The 17,595-nt window shown below is 66.4% G+C and carries 13 protein-coding genes; all 13 read right to left on the bottom strand.

All coding sequences use genetic code 11. The annotated features are described in order from the left end of the window. Positions 1 to 117: 117 nt before the first annotated feature. The gene (locus tag ACH9D2_RS10195; RefSeq protein ID WP_396362721.1) at positions 118 to 1,167 is read right to left on the bottom strand and encodes an NAD-dependent epimerase/dehydratase family protein; all 1,050 of its coding nucleotides are present in this window, start codon (positions 1,165 to 1,167) and stop codon (positions 118 to 120) included. A 20-nt stretch (positions 1,168 to 1,187) separates the two neighbouring features. Continuing rightward, a complete protein-coding gene (locus ACH9D2_RS10190) occupies positions 1,188 to 2,915 on the bottom strand; it encodes an ABC transporter transmembrane domain-containing protein (protein ID WP_396362720.1) in 1,728 nt (575 codons plus the stop codon). Positions 2,916 to 2,992: 77 nt separating this feature from the next. Continuing rightward, entirely contained in the window at positions 2,993 to 4,285 is a 1,293-nt protein-coding gene (locus ACH9D2_RS10185; RefSeq protein ID WP_396362719.1) for a GH39 family glycosyl hydrolase, read from the bottom strand. A 1-nt stretch (position 4,286) separates the two neighbouring features. Further along, the gene (locus tag ACH9D2_RS10180) at positions 4,287 to 5,339 is read right to left on the bottom strand and encodes a glycosyltransferase family protein (protein WP_396362718.1); all 1,053 of its coding nucleotides are present in this window, start codon (positions 5,337 to 5,339) and stop codon (positions 4,287 to 4,289) included. Continuing rightward, entirely contained in the window at positions 5,339 to 6,379 is a 1,041-nt protein-coding gene (locus ACH9D2_RS10175) for a glycosyltransferase family protein (protein WP_396362735.1), read from the bottom strand. Before ACH9D2_RS10175 ends, ACH9D2_RS10180 begins: the two co-directional genes overlap by 1 nt. A gap of 5 nt (positions 6,380 to 6,384) precedes the next feature. Next, the gene (locus ACH9D2_RS10170) at positions 6,385 to 7,488 is read right to left on the bottom strand and encodes a glycosyltransferase family protein (RefSeq protein ID WP_396362717.1); all 1,104 of its coding nucleotides are present in this window, start codon (positions 7,486 to 7,488) and stop codon (positions 6,385 to 6,387) included. Positions 7,489 to 7,491: 3 nt separating this feature from the next. After that, positions 7,492 to 8,547 (bottom strand): glycosyltransferase family protein, encoded by a 1,056-nt coding sequence (locus ACH9D2_RS10165; RefSeq protein ID WP_396362716.1) that lies wholly within the window; start codon positions 8,545 to 8,547, stop codon positions 7,492 to 7,494. Beyond that, the gene (locus tag ACH9D2_RS10160) at positions 8,544 to 9,608 is read right to left on the bottom strand and encodes a glycosyltransferase family protein (protein WP_396362715.1); all 1,065 of its coding nucleotides are present in this window, start codon (positions 9,606 to 9,608) and stop codon (positions 8,544 to 8,546) included. Before ACH9D2_RS10160 ends, ACH9D2_RS10165 begins: the two co-directional genes overlap by 4 nt. Beyond that, positions 9,605 to 10,732, bottom strand: coding sequence for a hypothetical protein (locus tag ACH9D2_RS10155; protein WP_396362714.1), 1,128 nt, complete (start codon positions 10,730 to 10,732; stop codon positions 9,605 to 9,607). Before ACH9D2_RS10155 ends, ACH9D2_RS10160 begins: the two co-directional genes overlap by 4 nt. Before the next feature lie 68 nt (positions 10,733 to 10,800). Then, complete coding sequence (locus tag ACH9D2_RS10150; protein ID WP_396362713.1) at positions 10,801 to 11,772, bottom strand: NAD-dependent epimerase/dehydratase family protein; 972 nt, start codon at positions 11,770 to 11,772, stop codon at positions 10,801 to 10,803. Then, positions 11,769 to 12,839, bottom strand: a complete 1,071-nt coding sequence (locus ACH9D2_RS10145; RefSeq protein ID WP_396362712.1) for an SDR family NAD(P)-dependent oxidoreductase — start codon at positions 12,837 to 12,839, stop codon at positions 11,769 to 11,771. The genes ACH9D2_RS10150 and ACH9D2_RS10145 overlap by 4 nt, the downstream gene beginning before the upstream one ends. Beyond that, on the bottom strand, positions 12,824 to 14,317 hold the full coding sequence (locus ACH9D2_RS10140) for a nucleotide sugar dehydrogenase (RefSeq protein WP_396362711.1): 1,494 nt from the start codon (positions 14,315 to 14,317) through the stop codon (positions 12,824 to 12,826). Before ACH9D2_RS10140 ends, ACH9D2_RS10145 begins: the two co-directional genes overlap by 16 nt. Before the next feature lie 2,418 nt (positions 14,318 to 16,735). After that, a complete protein-coding gene (locus ACH9D2_RS10135; RefSeq protein ID WP_396361908.1) occupies positions 16,736 to 17,575 on the bottom strand; it encodes an IS5 family transposase in 840 nt (279 codons plus the stop codon). Positions 17,576 to 17,595: the final 20 nt, after the last annotated feature.

The following is a 17,595-nucleotide window of genomic DNA, read 5'->3' as shown; positions in this document are numbered from 1 at the left end:
TGACCGGGAGAGCCGACCTTAGCCCGTCGATCTCGTTCACGAGCCATGACGCTCACCTGGATACCGAATAGACGCGGAGCCTTCTCCCACAGCCACCGTAGCGACCCCAACCCGTCGCTAGGGGGTACGCCCAGCACGCCCGCCAGGGCCGTCCCCCCGCGGGTCCGGACGACGTGGGCGCGCCTCCGCGTTGGGCTTGTTGGTGCGTGACGGAGCAGCCGAAGACTCGGCATCCGCGATTATCGCGCGGAACCAATCGACTGTTCGGAGGACCCCATCCTGCAGTGATACTTCGGGACGCCAGCCCAGTACTCGCTGAGCAAGCTCGATATCCGGTCTCCGACGTGACGGATCGTTGATCGGTAGCGGAGCGTACACCAGCGACGAATCAGCGCCGGTCATCTCCAGCACGATCCGGGCGAGGTCCACGACGGTGTGCTCCTCGGGGTTCCCGATATTCACCGGGCTACCCATCCAGTCGGAGTCGAGCAGGGCCAAGATTCCCCGAACCTGGTCGTCCACAAAGCAGAAGGAACGGGTCTGGCGGCCTTCTCCGTAGACCGTGAGGGGTTGTCCCGTGAGCGCCTGGACGATGAAATTCGAGACCACGCGTCCGTCGCCGGGACGGATCCGTGGCCCGTACGTGTTGAAAATTCGGACGATCTTGGCATCGAGGCCCGTCTGGTTCCGGTACGCAGTGGTGAGCGCCTCGGCGAAGCGCTTCGCCTCGTCGTACACCGAGCGGGGGCCGACCGGGTTCACGTTCCCCCAGTAGTGCTCCGGCTGAGGGTGGACCAAGGGGTCCCCGTAGACCTCGCTGGTCGAGGCGAGCAGATAACGGGCCCCCTTCTCATGGGCGAGGTCGAGGGTGAGCCGCGTTCCGATGGAGCCGACGGCGAGGGTCTCCAGCGGCCGGTCCTGGTAATCGGGAGGACTGGCTGCCGAGGCGAAGTGCAGTACGGCGTCGAGGCTACCGGGAACGTCGAGGGGCCTCGTGACATCGCCCTGGATGAAGGTGAAGCCCTCCCGGCCCCCGAGCAGCCGCAGGTTGGACGCCGCCCCCGTCGAGAGATCGTCCACGGCGACGACGTCCCATCCTCGTTCCAGGAGGGCTCCGCACAGGTGAGATCCGAGGAAGCCGGCTCCGCCGGTGATGAGGGCACGCATCGCTACCTCCAGGGAGGAGATCAAGGGGACGGCGGGCTGATGGACACGCCGCTGGGGCCGTAGGTTTGGCGGTGTCGAGGCCTGAGCACCTCGATCGACTGTTCTCGTCCTTCTCCGCCGACACGGAGTATGAGATCGCAGGAGGCGAGGGTCGAGGGGCGGTGCGAGATGAGGAACGTGGTGCGTCCGACCATGAGGCGCTGCATCGCCCCCATAACGCTGGCTTCGGTGGCGATGTCGAGTGCGCTGGTCGGCTCGTCGAGCACGAGGATCGGGGCGTCCCGGAGAAAGGCACGAGCCAAGGCGATCCGCTGACGCTCACCGCCAGAGAGGGTGGCTCCCCGTTCCCCCACAACGGTGTCGTAACCATCCGGAAGGTGCACGACGAACTCATGGGCATCGGCAGCTCGGGCCGCAGCGACGACGTCGGTCCTGTTCGCGCCAGGCCTCGCATAGGCGATGTTCTCAGCGATGCTGGTGGAGAAGAGCACGGCATCCTGCAGCACGATGGCGTACTGGTGGCGCAGGTGTTCGAGCTGGTAGTCCCGCAGATCCACGCCGTCGAGGAGGATGAAGCCGTCCACCGGGTCGTAGAACCTCGCCAGCAGGCTAACAAGAGTGGTCTTGCCCGCACCGGTGGCGCCAACTATGCCTACCCTGGATCCGGCCGGGACCTCGAACGAGACGCTCGTCAGGACCGTTCCGCCGCCGGGATAGCCGAACGTGACGTCCTCGAAGACCAGGTGCCCTCGAGCCCGTCCGAGGGGGCGCGCATCCGGCCTTTCCACGACCTCCGGAGGCGCGTCGAGGAGGTCGAAGGCGCGCTCAGCGGCGGCGAAGGCCATCTGCAGGTTCCCGACCGTTGTGGCGATGGTCTTGAGGGGTGCGTACAGCATGGCGAGGTAGGTCATGACGAGAACGAGGTCGCCGGGGGTGATCTGACCGGAGAGCACGTGATGGGTGCCGAGGAAGAGCACCGCCGCTGAGCCAAGCCCGAGAATGAGCCCTATCAGCGTCGAAAACCCTCGGTCGAGCAGGGCGATCCGGACGTGGGCACGGGCGCTCTCCGTGGATTGGGACAGGAACCGCTCGGTCTCGCGGTTCTCACCTCCGAAGGCCTTCACCACCCGCAGGCTGCCGAGTACCTCGGCAGCGATCGCCAGTGCCGAACTTTCCAGGGCCATGGCGTCGGCCCACATCGTCCGCAACCGCCTGGCCGATGCCCACGCGACCAGGTAGAGCACGGGCGCCACGAGCAGTGCCACGGCTGCCAGTTGCGCATCGATCCGGAGGGTGACCACGAACATGCCGACGAGGGTCAACCCGGCAGTGACGACGGGGGCTACGCCGAACAAGGGGATGAACTTGACCGAGGTAGCGTCCTTCTCGATTCGGGAGAGCGAGTCCGCGGTGCCGACGGTGTCGTGGTAGGACAGCGACAGCCGCTGCGCCCGGTGAAAGACCCGGGTCCGCAGGTCCAGGCGGAGACGCTCTCCGATCCACACGCCGAGCACCTCGCTGGCCATGGAGATCGCCTCGACGAGGACGGCGACGACGACGACGAGCACGACCGCGACGGCGAGCGTCGCCGTCGTGCTCGGCGGTCCGTTCCCGGGCACGAGCCAGGAGAGGGAATGAGCCGGCTGGTCGCCAATGACGTTGTCAAGAACGATCTTGAGCGGCAGTGGAGCCAGCAGGGTGAGTGGGGCGGCGGCGACGCTGAGCAGCAGCAGCCCGAGGAGTGGCACGCGGGAGCGGGGGCTGTTGGCGACAAGACGTTGGTAGACCCGCCATCCGGGATGACGCCTGCGCCGCGCAGGCGTGCTCACGTTCCACCCGCCGGGGGCGTGGTGATCACCGCGACGCCATAGCCGTTGAAGGTCATCTTGGCGTCGGCACGACCGCTGATCACTTGACCGCCTGTCCCTTCGTCGAGCCTGTGCACGATCCCGCAGTGGGTCAGGGACGGATCAAGGTCTTCGAGGGCGTAGGCAGCCGACCGATCGCTCAGATGCACCAGCACCGCGCTGCGGCGGCCGTCGGCCCCCTCCGCCACGACCGCGTCCACCGGCACGCCCGGTCGGGTCCACCGAGGGAACGAGACCCAGTCCCCGGTGCGGACGTGCTGGGCGCACAACCGCTTGGCGAGGAAGGCCGGAGCCGGTGTGCCATCGGGCCGCAGCAGTCCGTAACCGCCCTTGTCCTCGGTGCCGGTCCAGTACATCTCGGCGTCCAGGTCCGTGCGCATCAGTCGCAGCAGGGCGGCAACGTAGAAGGCGGCTCCGAACACCGAGTGGTTAAAGCGGCCGCGGACCTCGTCGGTGTAGTGCGAATGCGTGTTCAGCTCACCGCAGATGTTGTCGACGGGACGCTTCCCGATCAGCTCCGCGATGGCGCGGCTGCGCCACTCGTAGTCGGCGGCGCGGGACATGAGCAGAGCCTTGTACGAGACTTCATCCGAGGGCGCGCCGCTCTCACCGAAGTCCCGCCAGTCGGCGTAGCTGTGCCAGTCGACGAAACCGACGATGGCTGGGTCGATCTCGTTCAGGAAGCGCCACACCCAGTCCATCCAGAAGGGCTGGAAGCTTTCCACCGCGGGGCCGCCGAGCCGCAGCGGTCGGTCGTCGCGGGCGGTCGGGAGCCAAGGAGCGACGGCCTCGGCGACCGCCTCGTAGATCCGACGGTACTGCTCGAAGGTGAGCCCCCCACCCACCCAGTCGCTGTTCGGCTCATTCCAGACGCACCAATACCAGTCGGCCACTGCCTCCGCTCCCCATTGCTCGACGCAGCCCCACACGACGTCGCTGCACTGGCCGGCGAACCAGCGCAGCGCACGGACGTCGTCGAGCGGGCGGTGCAGCTTGGCGAACGTGATCATCGGGGTCGCCCCCAGGTCCAGCACGGCCTGGACATAGGCGGCGAAGGTGGGCCACCTCTGGACCGGATCGGGGGCGCCCTTGTCGAAAAGAAATAGCCGCACCAGGCCTGTTTCGACCTCCCGCAAGCGCTCCCCGATCACGTTGCGATGGGGGCCAACCGCGAAGTCGGCGCACTGGTCGGCCTGGTTCACGCCGTACTTCATGCGGAGGCGCTTGCTTGGCAGCGGGTCGGGGTTCATGTCAGTCCTTCACGATCGTCAGCAGTTCGGCGAGGCGGGCGTGGTAGGAGTGTTCCTGCGCCAATCGACGACGGATCTCCATGACGGCAGCGACGTAGTGGTCGGGGCGTCGGAGTACGTCGCGGATCTTCGCTTCGCCCCCCTCCCGGGGGAGGACAAGTTCCAGCCCCTCGGTTCCGTAGATCTCCTCCACGAACGACGGCTCCTGCGCGAACAACGGGATGGAGCCCGCCGCAACGGTCTCGAAGGTCCGGCACGTAACTAGCTGCAGCTCATCGAATAGCGGCCGATACACGACCGGGCTGAAGACGCCTCGGCCCATCTGGGGGATGACCTCGTCGAAGGGCACCGGGGGGAACACGTCCACGTCCAGCCGGGCGAGGAAGCCAGCGTCGAACTCGTACGCATCCTGAGGTAGCGAAGCGTTGGCCCACGGCGCCGGGGTGTTCCAACCATGGCCGACCAGCGCGATTCGCCCGACCTCGCCTCGCGCCGGCTCTAGAGCGCTTAGGATGCGCCGCACGGGCTTCCAGCGGAACCAGTTGTTACCGACGTAGCACATGCCGTACTCCTTGCCGGCCGGCTCCAGAGGCACCTCCCAGTCGGGCTCGTAAGCATGAAACAGGAAAGGGTGGACGTTCGCCCGTCGGGGGTGAAGTGTCGGCTGGCAGATCGTGTCGGCCAGGGCGTCGCAGGTCTCGATCCAGCATCGCGAGCTTTCCGCGTCGAGGTGGTTGCGGTCGCCGTCCACGTCGACCGCCTCGTTGTAACGCCCGTCGCAGTCCAGGACCACGCGCTGCTCGCGGGGGACCGTTGCGATCAGGCGGGTGAGGTCGAGCGCGTCACCGTACTGGAGTCGCGTCGTCCACTCGAAGATGAAGACGACGACGTCAGCCCGGTCCACCTGCCTGGACCATTCGTAGGCCGAGCTCCCGGGGGCGGCTCCGAAGAGCAGAACCTCGTGACCCAGGTCCCGGGCGGCGATGGCGTAGTGGTACATGTCCTGCGCGCTGCCGCGGTCCTCGACCACGTGGTGGACCAAGAGGAGACGCATCAGGACTCCACCAGGTTGATGAGCTCTCGCAGCCGTTGGTCGTACGAGTGGTGTTCCGCCAGGTGCCGACGAACCCTGGTCACCACTGCGGCGTAGTGCCCTGGCCGATCGAGCACGTCGACGATGCGATCAGTGGCGTCCTCGCCGAGCACCAGCTCGAGCGCGGCCTCGCCGTAGAGATCCTTGACATGCGCTTCGTCGAGGTCGAACAGCGGGATGGTGCCGGCCGCGGGGGTCTCGAACAACCGGGGGTGGACCAGGCGGAGGTGGTTGAACGTCGGGCGGGCCAGGACCGGGTTCCACTGCGCCCGGCTCATGGTTGGTACGACCTGCTCTGTCGGAACGGGTGCGGTCACCTCGACGCGCAGCCGCTCGAGGAGAGCAGGCTCGGTCCGGTAGGCCTCGTTCCGCAAGGGCGACCCGATCCACCACGGAGCCCCCAGCCAGTCGTGTCCGATGAGGCGGATCCGTCCGATGCGGTCGCGGATTGGTTCCACAGACCCCAGCACCCGCCGCATCGGTCCCCAACGGAACCAGTTGCTCCCCACGTACACCATTCCGTACTCGCGCGGGCCCGGCGGTAGGTCCCGCTCCAACGCGGGGTCGTAGCCGTGGAAGAGATAGGTCGCCACCCCAGGCCGGCGAGGCTGCAGCGTCGGCTGGTAGATCCGGTCCGAGATCCGGTCGTATAGCTCGGTACGGATACGCGCGTCCTCGGGAGTTTGGTGGTTGTAGTCGCCGTCTACTCGGAGGGCGTCGTTGTACATGCCGTCGTTGTCGATGAGGATGCGGCGCTCCCGAGGGCAGCGCCGCATGGGGCCCTCGATGTCGAGCGGCTCGTCGTGGTGAAGGTAGATGTTCCACTCGAGGAGGAAGACGACCGCGTCCGCCGATTCAACGTCGAGGGAGCATTCGGTCGGGTAGGTCGGGTCCGGTTTCGCGTAGAGGACGATCTCGTGCCCGGCCCGCCGGGCCGCCCGAGCAAGGTGGTGGATCGTGTGCGCGCTTCCAGCGTCTTCCAGCTTCCAGTAAACGAACATCAGCCTCACGGACGTTCCCCCCTTGGGACGCTTGCTGTGGGATCGGTGGTCGCGGGCTGGTCGGCCAGGATTCGGACCAGTTCCTCCATGCGTGCCCGGTAGGAGTGCCGGCGGGCGAGGTGAGAGCGGACCTGCGCCACGACGTCCCCGTAGTGCTCGGGACGGGACACCAGGTCGGCGACGAGCTCGTCGGCTCCGTGCTCCGGCAGGACGAGTGCCGTCGCGGCCTTCCCGAAGACCTCCGCCACGTAGGACTCATCGAGCCCGAACAGTGGGATCGTCCCCGACGCCGGCGTCTCGAAGGTCCTACAGGTGACGAATCCGAGACGGGCGAACAGGGGGCGGTAGATCACCGGGTTGAACACGGCCCTGCCCATCCATGGGAGAACCTCGCCGGCCGGCACAGGAGGGACGCACTCTACGCCTAGCCAGGCCAGGTAGCTTGGGTCGGAGGCATAGGCGTCCTCCATCGACATCTCGGCGGCCCAGCTGGGCATCGCATCCCATCCGTGGCCGACCAGCGAGATCCTGTCGAGGGATGAGCGGACGGGCTCGACTGCTTCCAGAATCCTGCGCATCGGACCCCAGCGAAACTTTGAGTGCCCCACATACACCATTCCGTGGTCCTTGGCGGAGAAGTCGAACGGCCGCTCCCACGCTGGGTCGTAGCCGTGGAAGAAGAACGTGGAGACGTCGGAACGCAACGGATCCAAGGTCGGCTGGAAGATCCGGTCGGAGATCCGTTCGCAGATTTCCATCCAGCGTCGAGCCTCCTGCGGGGTGCGGTGGTTGCGGTCCCCGTCCAGGGTCAAGGTGTCGTTGTAGCCGCCGTCGCAGTCGATGACGATTCGCCGCTCGCGGGGGACCCGAGCCAGGATCCGGGCCAGATCGAGGTTGTCGCACCGGCCTATGTCGGTGGTCCACTCGAAGACGAAGACCACGGCGTCCGCCGTGTCCACCCGCAGCGACGAGGGAATGCCGGGGATGGAACCCGGACGGCCGTACAGGAACACCTCGTGACCCAGTCCCCGCGCGGTGGCGGCGTAGGCGCGGACGTCCTGGGCGCTCCCGCCGTCCTCGAGCAGCCAGTAAGCGAAGAAGATCCGCATGGTCTAGGCCTCGATGATCTGGAGCAGTTCGGCCAGGCGCGCCCGGTGCGAGTGGTGGCTGGCTAGGTGTGACTGGATCTCGGCGAGGACCTCGGCGTAGTGCGCGGGCCGCTCGACGATGTCGACGATCTTCTCGTGCTGGTCCTGCTCCGGCAGGAGCAGCTCAAGCCCCGCCTCGCCGTAGATCTCTTTCACGTGTCCCTCGTCGAGCACGAGGAGAGGGATCGTCCCGGCCGCCGGCGTCTCGAAACTCCGCGGCGTGACGATCCGCAGCCGCTGGAACATCGGACGCGTCAGCACGGCGTTGCACAGTGAACGGTTCATGCATGCCACCACGGCAGGGAAGGGGACGGGCGGCAGAACCTCAACGCCGAGGGCAGCGAGCCGTGCTGGGTCACTGCGGTACCGGTCGGTGCAGTCGAGCTCCTCCGCCCATGGCGGGGCGGAGTCCCAACCGTGCCCGACGATCGCGATGCGCCCGAGTCGGTTTCGCACCGGTTCGACGGCCGACAGGAGACGACTCATGGCGTGCCAGCGGAACTTGGAATGACCCACGTACAGAAGGCCGAACTCCTTGTCCTCCGCGGGATCGAAGGGCAGCTCCCAGCTGGGGTCGTACCCGTAGAACAGGAAGGGGATGACGTTGTCCCGCAGAGGGTGCAACGTCGGCTGGCAGATCTTGTCCGTGAGCGCGTCGCACATCTCGGTCCATGACTGCGCCTGCTCAGGACCGAGATGGTTCCAGTCGTCGTCGACATGGAGCGCGTCGTTGTAGTTGCCGTCGCCATCGATGACCACCCGCCGTCGTCGAGGAACCGAGCCCACCAGCCGGACCAGGTCGAGCCGGTCGCCGTAGTAGAGCTGCGTGGTCCACTCGAACAGGAAGACGACGGCGTCGGCCGAGGAGAGCTCCAGCGTGTAGTCCAGCGGGATCCGTTCGTAGGGGATGCCGTACACCTCGATCTGGTGACCAGCGGCGTGGGCCGCCGCGCTGTAGCCCCGAACGACCAGGCCGCTGCCCTGATCCTCGAACGGCCAGTAGACGAAGACGATCCTCACGGGGCCCCCTCCCAGCCACCGAGTAGTGCGGTGAGCTGCTGCACGCGGTGTCGGTAGGTGTGATGCTCCTCGAGGTGCTCGCGGACCTGGCCGACGAGCTCGCCGTACTTCTCGGGCTGACCGAGCGCGTCGAGGAGCTTGTCGGCGACGGCGTCACCTAGGGCGAGGTCCGCTCCAGCAGGGCCGTAGACCTGCGCCGCGTGGTCGCGATCGAGGAGAACCAGCGGGATCGTGTCGGCCGTGAAGATCTCGAAGTACTTCGACGTCAGCAGGCGCAGACGTCGGAAGAGGGGGCGCTGAGTCATGACGTTGACACGTGCGGCGCTCATGGTTGCGACGACGTCGGTGTAGGGAACGGCCGGAAGGACCTGGATCCGGAGGTCGGCGAGCCGCTCGGGGTCGGTGGCGAAGGCGGCCTGCAGACCGGCACTGCGGAACCACGTCGGTAACGCGTCCCACCAGGAGCCGACGAACCCGATGTCGCCGACCTGGTCGCGGATCGACTCGAATGCGGGCAACAGCACGGTGCTGACGTCCCGCCAGCGCCACCAGTTGTGACCGACGTGGAGGACGTCGAACTGCGCCGACCGGGTGCGTCGGTGGACCCGATAGGGGTCGTAGCCGTAGAACGGAAAGGCCTCGGCCCCGTCGGTCGGACCGGTGATCCGCGGTTGGAGGACGCGATCAGCCAGCGCGTCGAGGCTGGCCATCCACTTGGCCCGCTCGTCCTCGTTCTGGTGGTTGCGGTCGTAGCCGTCGACGCACACCCGCGGCCCGTACATCCCGTCGGCGTCCACGACGACGCGCCGCCGCCGGGGCACATCGGCCAGGACACGGGGGGCCCGCAGGCCGTCCAGCCAGTGCAGGCCCGACTCGACCACCACTACGACGTGGTCGAAGGACCGCAGGTCCGTGGAGCAGGCCACGTCCGGGTAGGCCGGATCCGGCCGGCCGAAGAGGGCGAAGGAGTGACCCATCTGGCCCGCGGCCCGGACGTAGCTCGCGACCGCTTGGATACTTCCCGCGTTCGGTCGCCGCTCCATCATGAACAGGACGTTCATCGGCTGCTGGTCCTCGCCCCGTCGGATCGCTCGGCTTCCTCCAGCACGGCGAGGAGTTCGGCGAAGCGGCGTTCGAAGGAGTGTTCCCGGGCCAGGTGTTCCCGGGTCGCGAGCACCGCCTCCCAGTACGGCTCGGGCTGGGCGAGGGCGCTCCGCACGAAGCCAGCGACGTCGTCGCCAGGGGCGAGCTGACGGGCGGCCTCACCGTAGAGCTCGACGACCATGGCGTCGGGCAGCATGAGCATGGGTATCGTGTCCGCGCAGAACGTCTCGAACGCGCGGTTGGTGACCAGGCCGAGGTGGTTGTAGAGCGGGCGCTGGACGACCGGGCTGAACCGGGCCCGGCTCGTGAACTCGACGAACTCCTGGAACGGGACGGCCCATGTCGTCTCCACGCCCAGCCGGGTGAGGAGGTCGACGTCGACATCCACGCCGGCCAGGCCGTGCTCGACGGCCCAGCTGGGTCGCTCGTCCCAGTCCCAACCGCACAGGATCGAGGGGCCGAGGTTATCGCGCAGTGGTGCGAGGGCTTCGAGCAGTGGAGCGAGCTGCGACCAGCGTTGCCAGTTGTTCCCGACGTAGGCGAGCCCGTACGGCTTGGTCCCATCGCTCGAGCGCCACGCCTCAGCGGCCTCGGCCGCCGTGGCGTAGGGCCTGGCCACCGCCGGCGGATGGAAGCCGTGAAAAAGGAACGGCGTAACGTCCGGCCGCAGTGGGTGCAGGGTGGGCTGGAGGATGTGTCCGGAGACGGCTTCGTAGCCTTCCACCCATTCCCACCCCTGGTGACCGTCGAGGCGCTCCAGATGGTTGAAGTCGTGCTCGACGCGGATGGTCTCGTTGTACCGCCCTGAACAGTCGAGCAGGATCCTGCGCTCCCGGGGCATACCGTCCAGCAGCCGCGCCAGGCTGGGCAGGTCCGGGAAGTCGTTCGCCTCGTAGGAGATGAACAGCGCGAAGTCGAAGCGCTCTACGTCAAGGGAACAGGGGATCTGAGGAAGCTCCGAGAGGGGCTCGGAGAACAGGGCCACCTCGTGGCCGAGTTCGCGGCCCAGGTCCACGTAGCGGGACACCGGGTTCGCCGGTCGCGCCCAGGGATGGAGCTTCGACACAAGGAGCAGGTTCAACGTGGACCTCCAAGTAAGGCCGTAGACACGGTCCGGTACAGAGCCGGCTCGAGTGACGACGAGCAGTCTCATGGCAGTGCGGCGCGGGCAGAGCCCTCGTCCATGACGGACCTCGCCCATTCCACGGTGCGGGCGAAGCCTTCGGCGAACGGGGTGCGTGGCCGCCACCCCAGAACCCTTCCAGCCCGGGTGATGTCCGCCTGCACGTGGCGTTGCTCCCCGGGACGGCCGGGGGCGTAGGTGACCATCTGGTCCTCCCTGCCGGCGGCGGCCAGGACCTGGTCGGCGAGATCCTTGATGGCGGTCTGCCGCCCGCTCCCGAGGTTGAGCACCTGCCCGTGGCTGGCCCTCTCGGTCAGTGCTGACACCCACGCGTCGACGACGTCGTCGATGTAGACGAAGTCCCGGGACTGCTCGCCATCACCGAAGATTGTCAGTGGCTCGTCCCGAAGTACGTTGCCCAGGAAGATGCCGAGGACCCCCTGGTAGGGATTGTCGATCGCCTGCCGGGGTCCGTAGACGTTGTACATGCGGAACGACGTCACGCCGAAGTCGAAGTCGAGGTCCGGTCGCTCTGCAGTGGTGTGGACATATCGCTCGGCTGCGTACTTCGTGATGCCGTAGTAGGAGACCGGGGTGCAGGGGGTGTCCTCGGGGGTAGGCAGCGTCCCGTTGTGGCCGTAGACGGTCATGGAGCTGGCGTAGAGCAGGCGCGGTACCCGGTGCCGCAGGCAGCAACCGAGCACGTTGACCGTTCCCTCCAAGTTGGTCCTCAGGTCGGCGATCGGATCGGTGAAGGACCGGATGAGGGAGACCTGTCCGGCGATGTGTGCGACGGCGTCGAGACCGGCGCCGAAGGCGCCCTCAAGGTCGGCGACACGTGTGACGTCCCCCACCCGGTAGTCGGCCCCCTCAGGGACGTTCTCGGGGCGTCCGGTTGCTTCCGAGTCGAGCACGACGACGTCGTGACCCATCCCGACGAGCCGTTCGGCCAGGTGCGAGCCGATGAAGCCGGCTCCTCCGGTGATGAGCACCCTCATGGCGTCCGCCTTGCGTTGATCAGAGGGCGAGGACCGTGGACAGACGCTCGACGCGGCCCGTTCTCGGCTGTCACCCATTCCCACAGGAGCCTGAGGCCGGTGGTCAGGTCCACCTCGGGGGACCAGTCGAACTCGGCGGCAGCCTTGGTGACGTCGCTGATATAGCACAGCTGATCCCCTGGCCGCCACGGCTGGAACGTCACGTCTGGCTGCGCACCGAGCCAGCCGGTCAGGGTTGGACCGAACTCCGACCAGACGGAGATCGTGTTGGCCGGTCCACCACCGATGTTGTAGACCTGTCCGGCCGTTGTGCCGATGCGCTCGACTGCTAGCCGGAAGGCTCGCACCAGGTCGCCGACGTAGAGGGCGTCGCGCACCTGCAAACCGTCGCCATAGATCGAGATCGGCTTTCCCAAGGACGCGGCGATCATGAAGTGGGCCAGCCAGCCCTGATCCTCGTTTCCGAACTGATGGGGGCCGTATATGCAACTCATTCGGAAGACAACGGTCGGGAGGTCGTAGATGCGCGAGTAGTCGCGCACGTACTGATCGGCGGCCCCCTTGGAGCACCCGTAGGGGGAGTGGAAGTCCAGGGGACGGCTCTCGGGGATGCCGCCGGGGAGGGTTCGGTAGACGTAACGGCTCGGCTCTCGGCGGATCTCGACGTCCTCCATCCCCCCGTACACCTTGTTGGTGGAGGTGAAGACGACGACCGGCTGCCGGCCGCTGGCACGTGCGCCCTCGAGGAGGTTGAAAGTACCGAGGGCATTGACCTCAAAATCGGAGCGGGGATCGTCCACCGAGGTGGTGACCGCCACTTGTCCGGCGAGGTGATAGATGACGTCCGCGTCGGCGCAGGCCGCGCTGACGGCCTTGGCATCACGGACGTCTCCCGGAATGAACGTCAGGCTGCGAGGGTGCTTCGACTCCAACCACTCGAGGTTGCGTTCCGTACCCGGACGTGCGAGGGAGTCGAAGACGGTGACCGAGAGGCCGTCGGTGAGCAGGGCGTCCACCAGGTTGGCCCCGACGAAGCCGGCTCCTCCGGTGATCAGGATTCTTCCCATGCTGGGATCTCCTTCTCTGACGCGTTGGACGTACGGTGCTGGGTCGTTTCGTGCGCACTATTCAGGGCAGACGTGCGTCGAAGCTCGCAGATGCGCCTGACCGCTACGTCGACATCGTCCCGTCGGTCGACGGTGACCGGCGACCGGCGACCGGCGACCGGCGGGCGCCCGAGGGCCAGATGGCGGAAGCCCGCTGCAGCCACCTGGGCGCGGTCGAACAGTCCTCGGCCATCCAGGAGCACGTCACCACGCATTCGGCGGCGAAGGTCAGCCAGATCCAAAAGAAGAAAGTCCGGCCATTCAGTGGCCACCAGGATCGCGTCCGCACCGTCTGCGACATCGCGGGGGTCGGCGACGAGGGTTAGCCCCGGGAGCGAGACGGATGACACCACCGGGTCGAACGCGGTCACGGTGGCGCCGCAACCGAGCAACTGCGCCGCCAGGTCGAGGGCCGGTGCGTCGCGCACGTCATCGGTGCCGGGCTTGAAGGCAAGCCCCAGCAATCCGATCCGGGATCCACTCAGCGAGCCCAGCGCCATGGCGAGTCGATCAACCGCAGCGGTCCGTTGACGCTCGTTGACCAGCACGGCGGCGGATAAGAGATCGGAGTCGTACCCGTGGCTCCGGGCCGTGGAGATAATGGCCGAGAGATCCTTTCCGAAGCAGGACCCTCCCCAGCCGAGTCCGGCCCTGAGGAACTGCGGCCCGATGCGCCTGTCGAGGCCCATCCCGGCGGCGACATCCTCGACATCGGCACCCACCAGGTCGCAGATGCGCGCCATCTCGTTGATGAAGCTGATCTTCGTCGCCAGAAATGCGTTGCAGGCGTACTTTATGGTCTCGGCCGTCGCGACATCCGTGGCAAGGAAGCCCGGTAGCCGGTCGGGCTGTGCACCCGGGAAGGACTGATCCAAGATCTGCCGGTACAGCCGGGTCACGACCTGCAGCGCCTCGGCCTCATCACTGCCGAGGACCACGCGGTCGGGGTGAAGGAAATCGTGAACTGCGCTTCCTTCCCGGAGGAACTCTGGGTTGTGAACGAGATGGACGGTCGAAACGTTTCCGCTGCGTTCACGGAGCGCCTCCTCGAGAACGGCCATCAGGCGACGTGCTCCCCCGATGGGGATCGTGCTTTTTGTCACGATGACGGCTTGCGTGCTAAGCGCCCGCCCGACCGTCTGCGCCGCGACTTCGATACCCCGTGTGTCGACCGAGCCATCAGGCGCGCTCGGTGTCCCGACGCATAGAAACACCGCCTCGACGGAACGAAGCGCGTCAAAGTAGTCGTCTGTAAAATGCAGACTGCCGTTCTGCAGGCCTGCCCTAAGAAGATCGGTCAGGCCGCGTTCGTGAAAAGGCAGGCAACCGGCCCGCAACGCTTCGAGCTTCCTCTGGTCGGTCTCCACGCCGATAACGCGGTGTCCGAGCGAGGCGAAACAGCAGGCCACGACCGTGCCGACATAACCACTGCCGACCACCGCGATTTGCGTAGGGCTCGAGACGTCCTCGCGGGGGGTACTGGGAATTGATGGATCCGCCACTGTCACCGCCCCCATCCTGATATGCCAGACTAGAAAGAGAGATAGGTCTAAACTTGAGGGACCCTGCCCGGTGCAGCTCTAAAAACTCGCCAGAAACTCGCGAGCGTGGACAGTAGCGAAGGGCTTGAGAGCATTCCGCATGATACACCCTAAGAACGGGCAGGCATGATTTCCCTTCACAAGAAAGGAGTAATACATCATGCGCGCGAGAACAATACTCAGAAGACCTCTGCGATGGGTTCCACCTGCATGAGAGGCAATATCAAGGTAGGACTGGCCCCCTGCCACATACAACCCCTTGTTCCGTATAAATACGGTCACAGATCGATATCGACAGGTCTATCGGGTCCGATCCGCGACGGAGGACGTGGATGCATCGGGGTGACGAAGCCGGTGCTGGCAGTCGGTCGCGGGCCAGCCGCAGGCCTGTATCCTCGCTAGTCCTGGGGCAATGGCGGGACGGAAGGAGGATCGGGGCCTGCCGCCATGGGAGTGCCCGGCCACAACACCGAACATTCCGGACAGCACACGATGAAATCATTGCTTTAGCAAGGTGACATCCTTGCAGGGATTATGACGCCCTTGCCCTCAATGACAATTGACGTAAAAACTGGGTCCAGTGGCCAGAACAGCCGAAAATTCACGATTGCACAAGCTGACATCAGCGCAGAAACGTCCAAGCCGTGATGCTGCTGGCATTGATCCTCGGATTTCCTGCGAGGCAACGTCAGTCATCAGCGACAGCACGCAGGACCTTCCATCACGGAATTCACATTCGTCAGATCCCGCAGCCGTGATTATTTCTGCACACAACTGGAGTTTTGGCGCCACGGTCCTGACCCAAAAAGGGCTAGCCCTTTCCAGAGGTGGGCAATAAAATTTGTGACAAAAGATGACGAAATTTAGTGAGCGACCGACCACGAGGGGCTGGTCGTATCCACCTGCGACATCATCTCCCAGGGGACGTGCCGGCCGTGCACCCGAAGACCACGCTCGGCAAACTGTGAGAGGTGTTCCCCGCCGAAGGGTGCGCCCTGCCCATCCGGGAAGGGCGCACCCTTCGTACATGCCCGCTCGTAGAAGCACACAACCATCCCCGGGAGCTCTTGCCCGGATTCTTGTCGAGTCCGCCCAATGCCACGTCCCCTTCGATCTCGCCGTGTTGACCGATCAGCTCGACGCCCACTGCGGAGACGATGGCACCTTCGGTGTGCATCCTGGCCATGGCGGCTGCTGCACGGCACCGCACCGCCGCCGAACACCCGGTGCCGCAAGCGGTAGCCGACATCGGCATTTCGGCCACCACGGCTTGGCGGTGACGGTGCCGCTGGCAGGGTAAGAGCCATTCCGGGCTGCTCGACTGGTCCTCGCGGCCGCGCACCCGCCCGCACCGCACGAGTCCCTGCACCGAAAACCGCACCCCGATTCTCCGGTTTCTGCTGCACTGGGGCCCGCCCGTGATCGCTCGGGCCACCGGGACGCCGACCGCCACGGTCGGGCAGATGCCGGCTCGTCACAACACCCTGCCACTGGCGGCGGTGGACTGGATCACTGCTCGGCGCCGCCACTGGCAACACCGGCCTACAGACCCACGGTGAGGCCCAAAACGCCGCAGGATAGGCCGAGCAAGCCCGCGACGCATCCCACGAAGTGGAAACACAGCCCGGGACATCGCCGACCAACCCGACCAGCAGTAAGCCAAATGGCCGGTCGCCGGCCATATGTAAAGCAACGGTTGCTTACTGGTCCTTACCAGTCTTCGAACCGGGTCAGACCTCCCCTCCGGGCGCCTGGCCCGGATCGCGTTGCACGAGTCACTGTCACCGAGCGTGCGAATCGGTGTCCTACCGGTGACGCATCGAGGGTGCAGGTGAGAGCGCGCGGTGCTCAGTGAGCGGGAACTCGGTGGACAGTGCGGCCTCCTGGGAGTCGACGTCCTCCCAGAACGCATCCGGCGGTGGTGCATCAGCCGGGCGCCCACAGCCGGGGTGAGCAGGCCCATCGGCTACGGGACGGTCTCCCGCGTGGTCCCGGGGCGTGGTGCCCTCTGACCTGTCGCTGTGCTGCTGGGCGGCGACCAAGACTCGCAACCAGTCGATGACGACTTCACGGGTCCGGGGTGGGAGACTGTCCACCCCCTCGGGCAGCTCCTGGGCCAGAGGCGGCCCGGGCACCCGACGGTGCGCGGCGGTGAATGCCGCTGATTCCGGGACGCCAGCCAGCCATCCGATGGCGCGCACCGTTTCGTCGGTGGGGCGTGAGTGGTCGGTGTTGTTGCGGATCCGCCCCAAGGTGGTGGCCTCGACCGCGAATCCCTGCTCCTGGGCCAGGCAGCTTAGAGGTTCCGCCGATAGGTCATGGTCGTCGGGTTGGGCGGGTGTCCCAGCGTTGGGTGGTCCAGGCCTCGCGGAGGAGGCGTCGGGTGATGATGATGGCGTTGGCCAGTCCGATGAACGCCTCGATGACGCGGGTGCGGCGCTCGGTGCATATCGCCAGCTTCTTGAAGCCGCGGTTGTGCCAGGCATTGGTCCGTTCCACCACCCAGCGGGCGGTGTTCTGGAACGGGGCCGGGACGCCCTTGGTCGCGATCCGGCCCTCGCAGCCGAGCTCCTCCAACAGCTCCCGGGTGGGCCTGGAGTCGTAGCCGGCGTCCAGATGCACCGTGATCCGCTCGGGCAGCTCGAAGCCGAACCGGGACAGCGTCTCCAACGTGGGGCGCAGCAACGGGGAGTCGTGGCGGTTGGCCGGGGCCACGACGGTCCCGAGCGGGATCCCGGCACCGTCGGTGAGCACCGAGCGTTTCGTACCCTGTTTCCCGCGGTCCACCGGGGATCTTCCGGCGGTCTCGCCACCGCACGGGGCCTTGGTGATGCACCCGTCCACCGCCAAATTCCCCAGCTCGAGCCCGACCATCTTGTCGTAGGCGTGAAGGCAGGACTGTTCAAGGGCGGTGAAGATCTCCGCGGCGGTCCACTCGTCGCGTCGGCGTCTGATGGTAGTGGCCGAGCAGGTGGTGTCGGCGATCTTCTCGTAGGCAGCCCCGAGGACGAGGACCTGCACGAGCTTGTCGAACACCACCCGGTCCGGGATGCGTGGCCGGTGGCAACCCAACGGATGCTCGTCCGCCACAGGCGGGATCAGCACCTGGAACTGGTCCCCGATGGGCTCGATGATGCACGATGGAACGGCAGGCACGAGTGCTCCTGGTCAACACA

The organism is Kocuria rhizosphaericola, assembly GCF_044462205.1.
Classification (GTDB): Bacteria; Actinomycetota; Actinomycetes; order Actinomycetales; family Micrococcaceae; genus Kocuria; species Kocuria rhizosphaericola.
This window is presented reverse-complemented; position numbering and strand designations above follow the sequence as displayed.

What these genes read in the sequence shown, in the direction of transcription:
- ACH9D2_RS10195 (WP_396362721.1), bottom strand. Translation starts at nt 1,167, where the DNA reads ATGCGTGCCCTCATCACCGGCGGAGCCGGCTTCCTCGGATCTCACCTG.
- ACH9D2_RS10185 (WP_396362719.1), bottom strand. Translation starts at nt 4,285, where the DNA reads ATGAACCCCGACCCGCTGCCAAGCAAGCGCCTCCGCATGAAGTACGGC.
- ACH9D2_RS10180 (WP_396362718.1), bottom strand. Translation starts at nt 5,339, where the DNA reads ATGCGTCTCCTCTTGGTCCACCACGTGGTCGAGGACCGCGGCAGCGCG.
- ACH9D2_RS10175 (WP_396362735.1), bottom strand. Translation starts at nt 6,379, where the DNA reads ATGTTCGTTTACTGGAAGCTGGAAGACGCTGGAAGCGCGCACACGATC.
- ACH9D2_RS10170 (WP_396362717.1), bottom strand. Translation starts at nt 7,488, where the DNA reads ATGCGGATCTTCTTCGCTTACTGGCTGCTCGAGGACGGCGGGAGCGCC.
- ACH9D2_RS10160 (WP_396362715.1), bottom strand. Translation starts at nt 9,608, where the DNA reads ATGAACGTCCTGTTCATGATGGAGCGGCGACCGAACGCGGGAAGTATC.
- ACH9D2_RS10150 (WP_396362713.1), bottom strand. Translation starts at nt 11,772, where the DNA reads ATGAGGGTGCTCATCACCGGAGGAGCCGGCTTCATCGGCTCGCACCTG.
- ACH9D2_RS10145 (WP_396362712.1), bottom strand. Translation starts at nt 12,839, where the DNA reads ATGGGAAGAATCCTGATCACCGGAGGAGCCGGCTTCGTCGGGGCCAAC.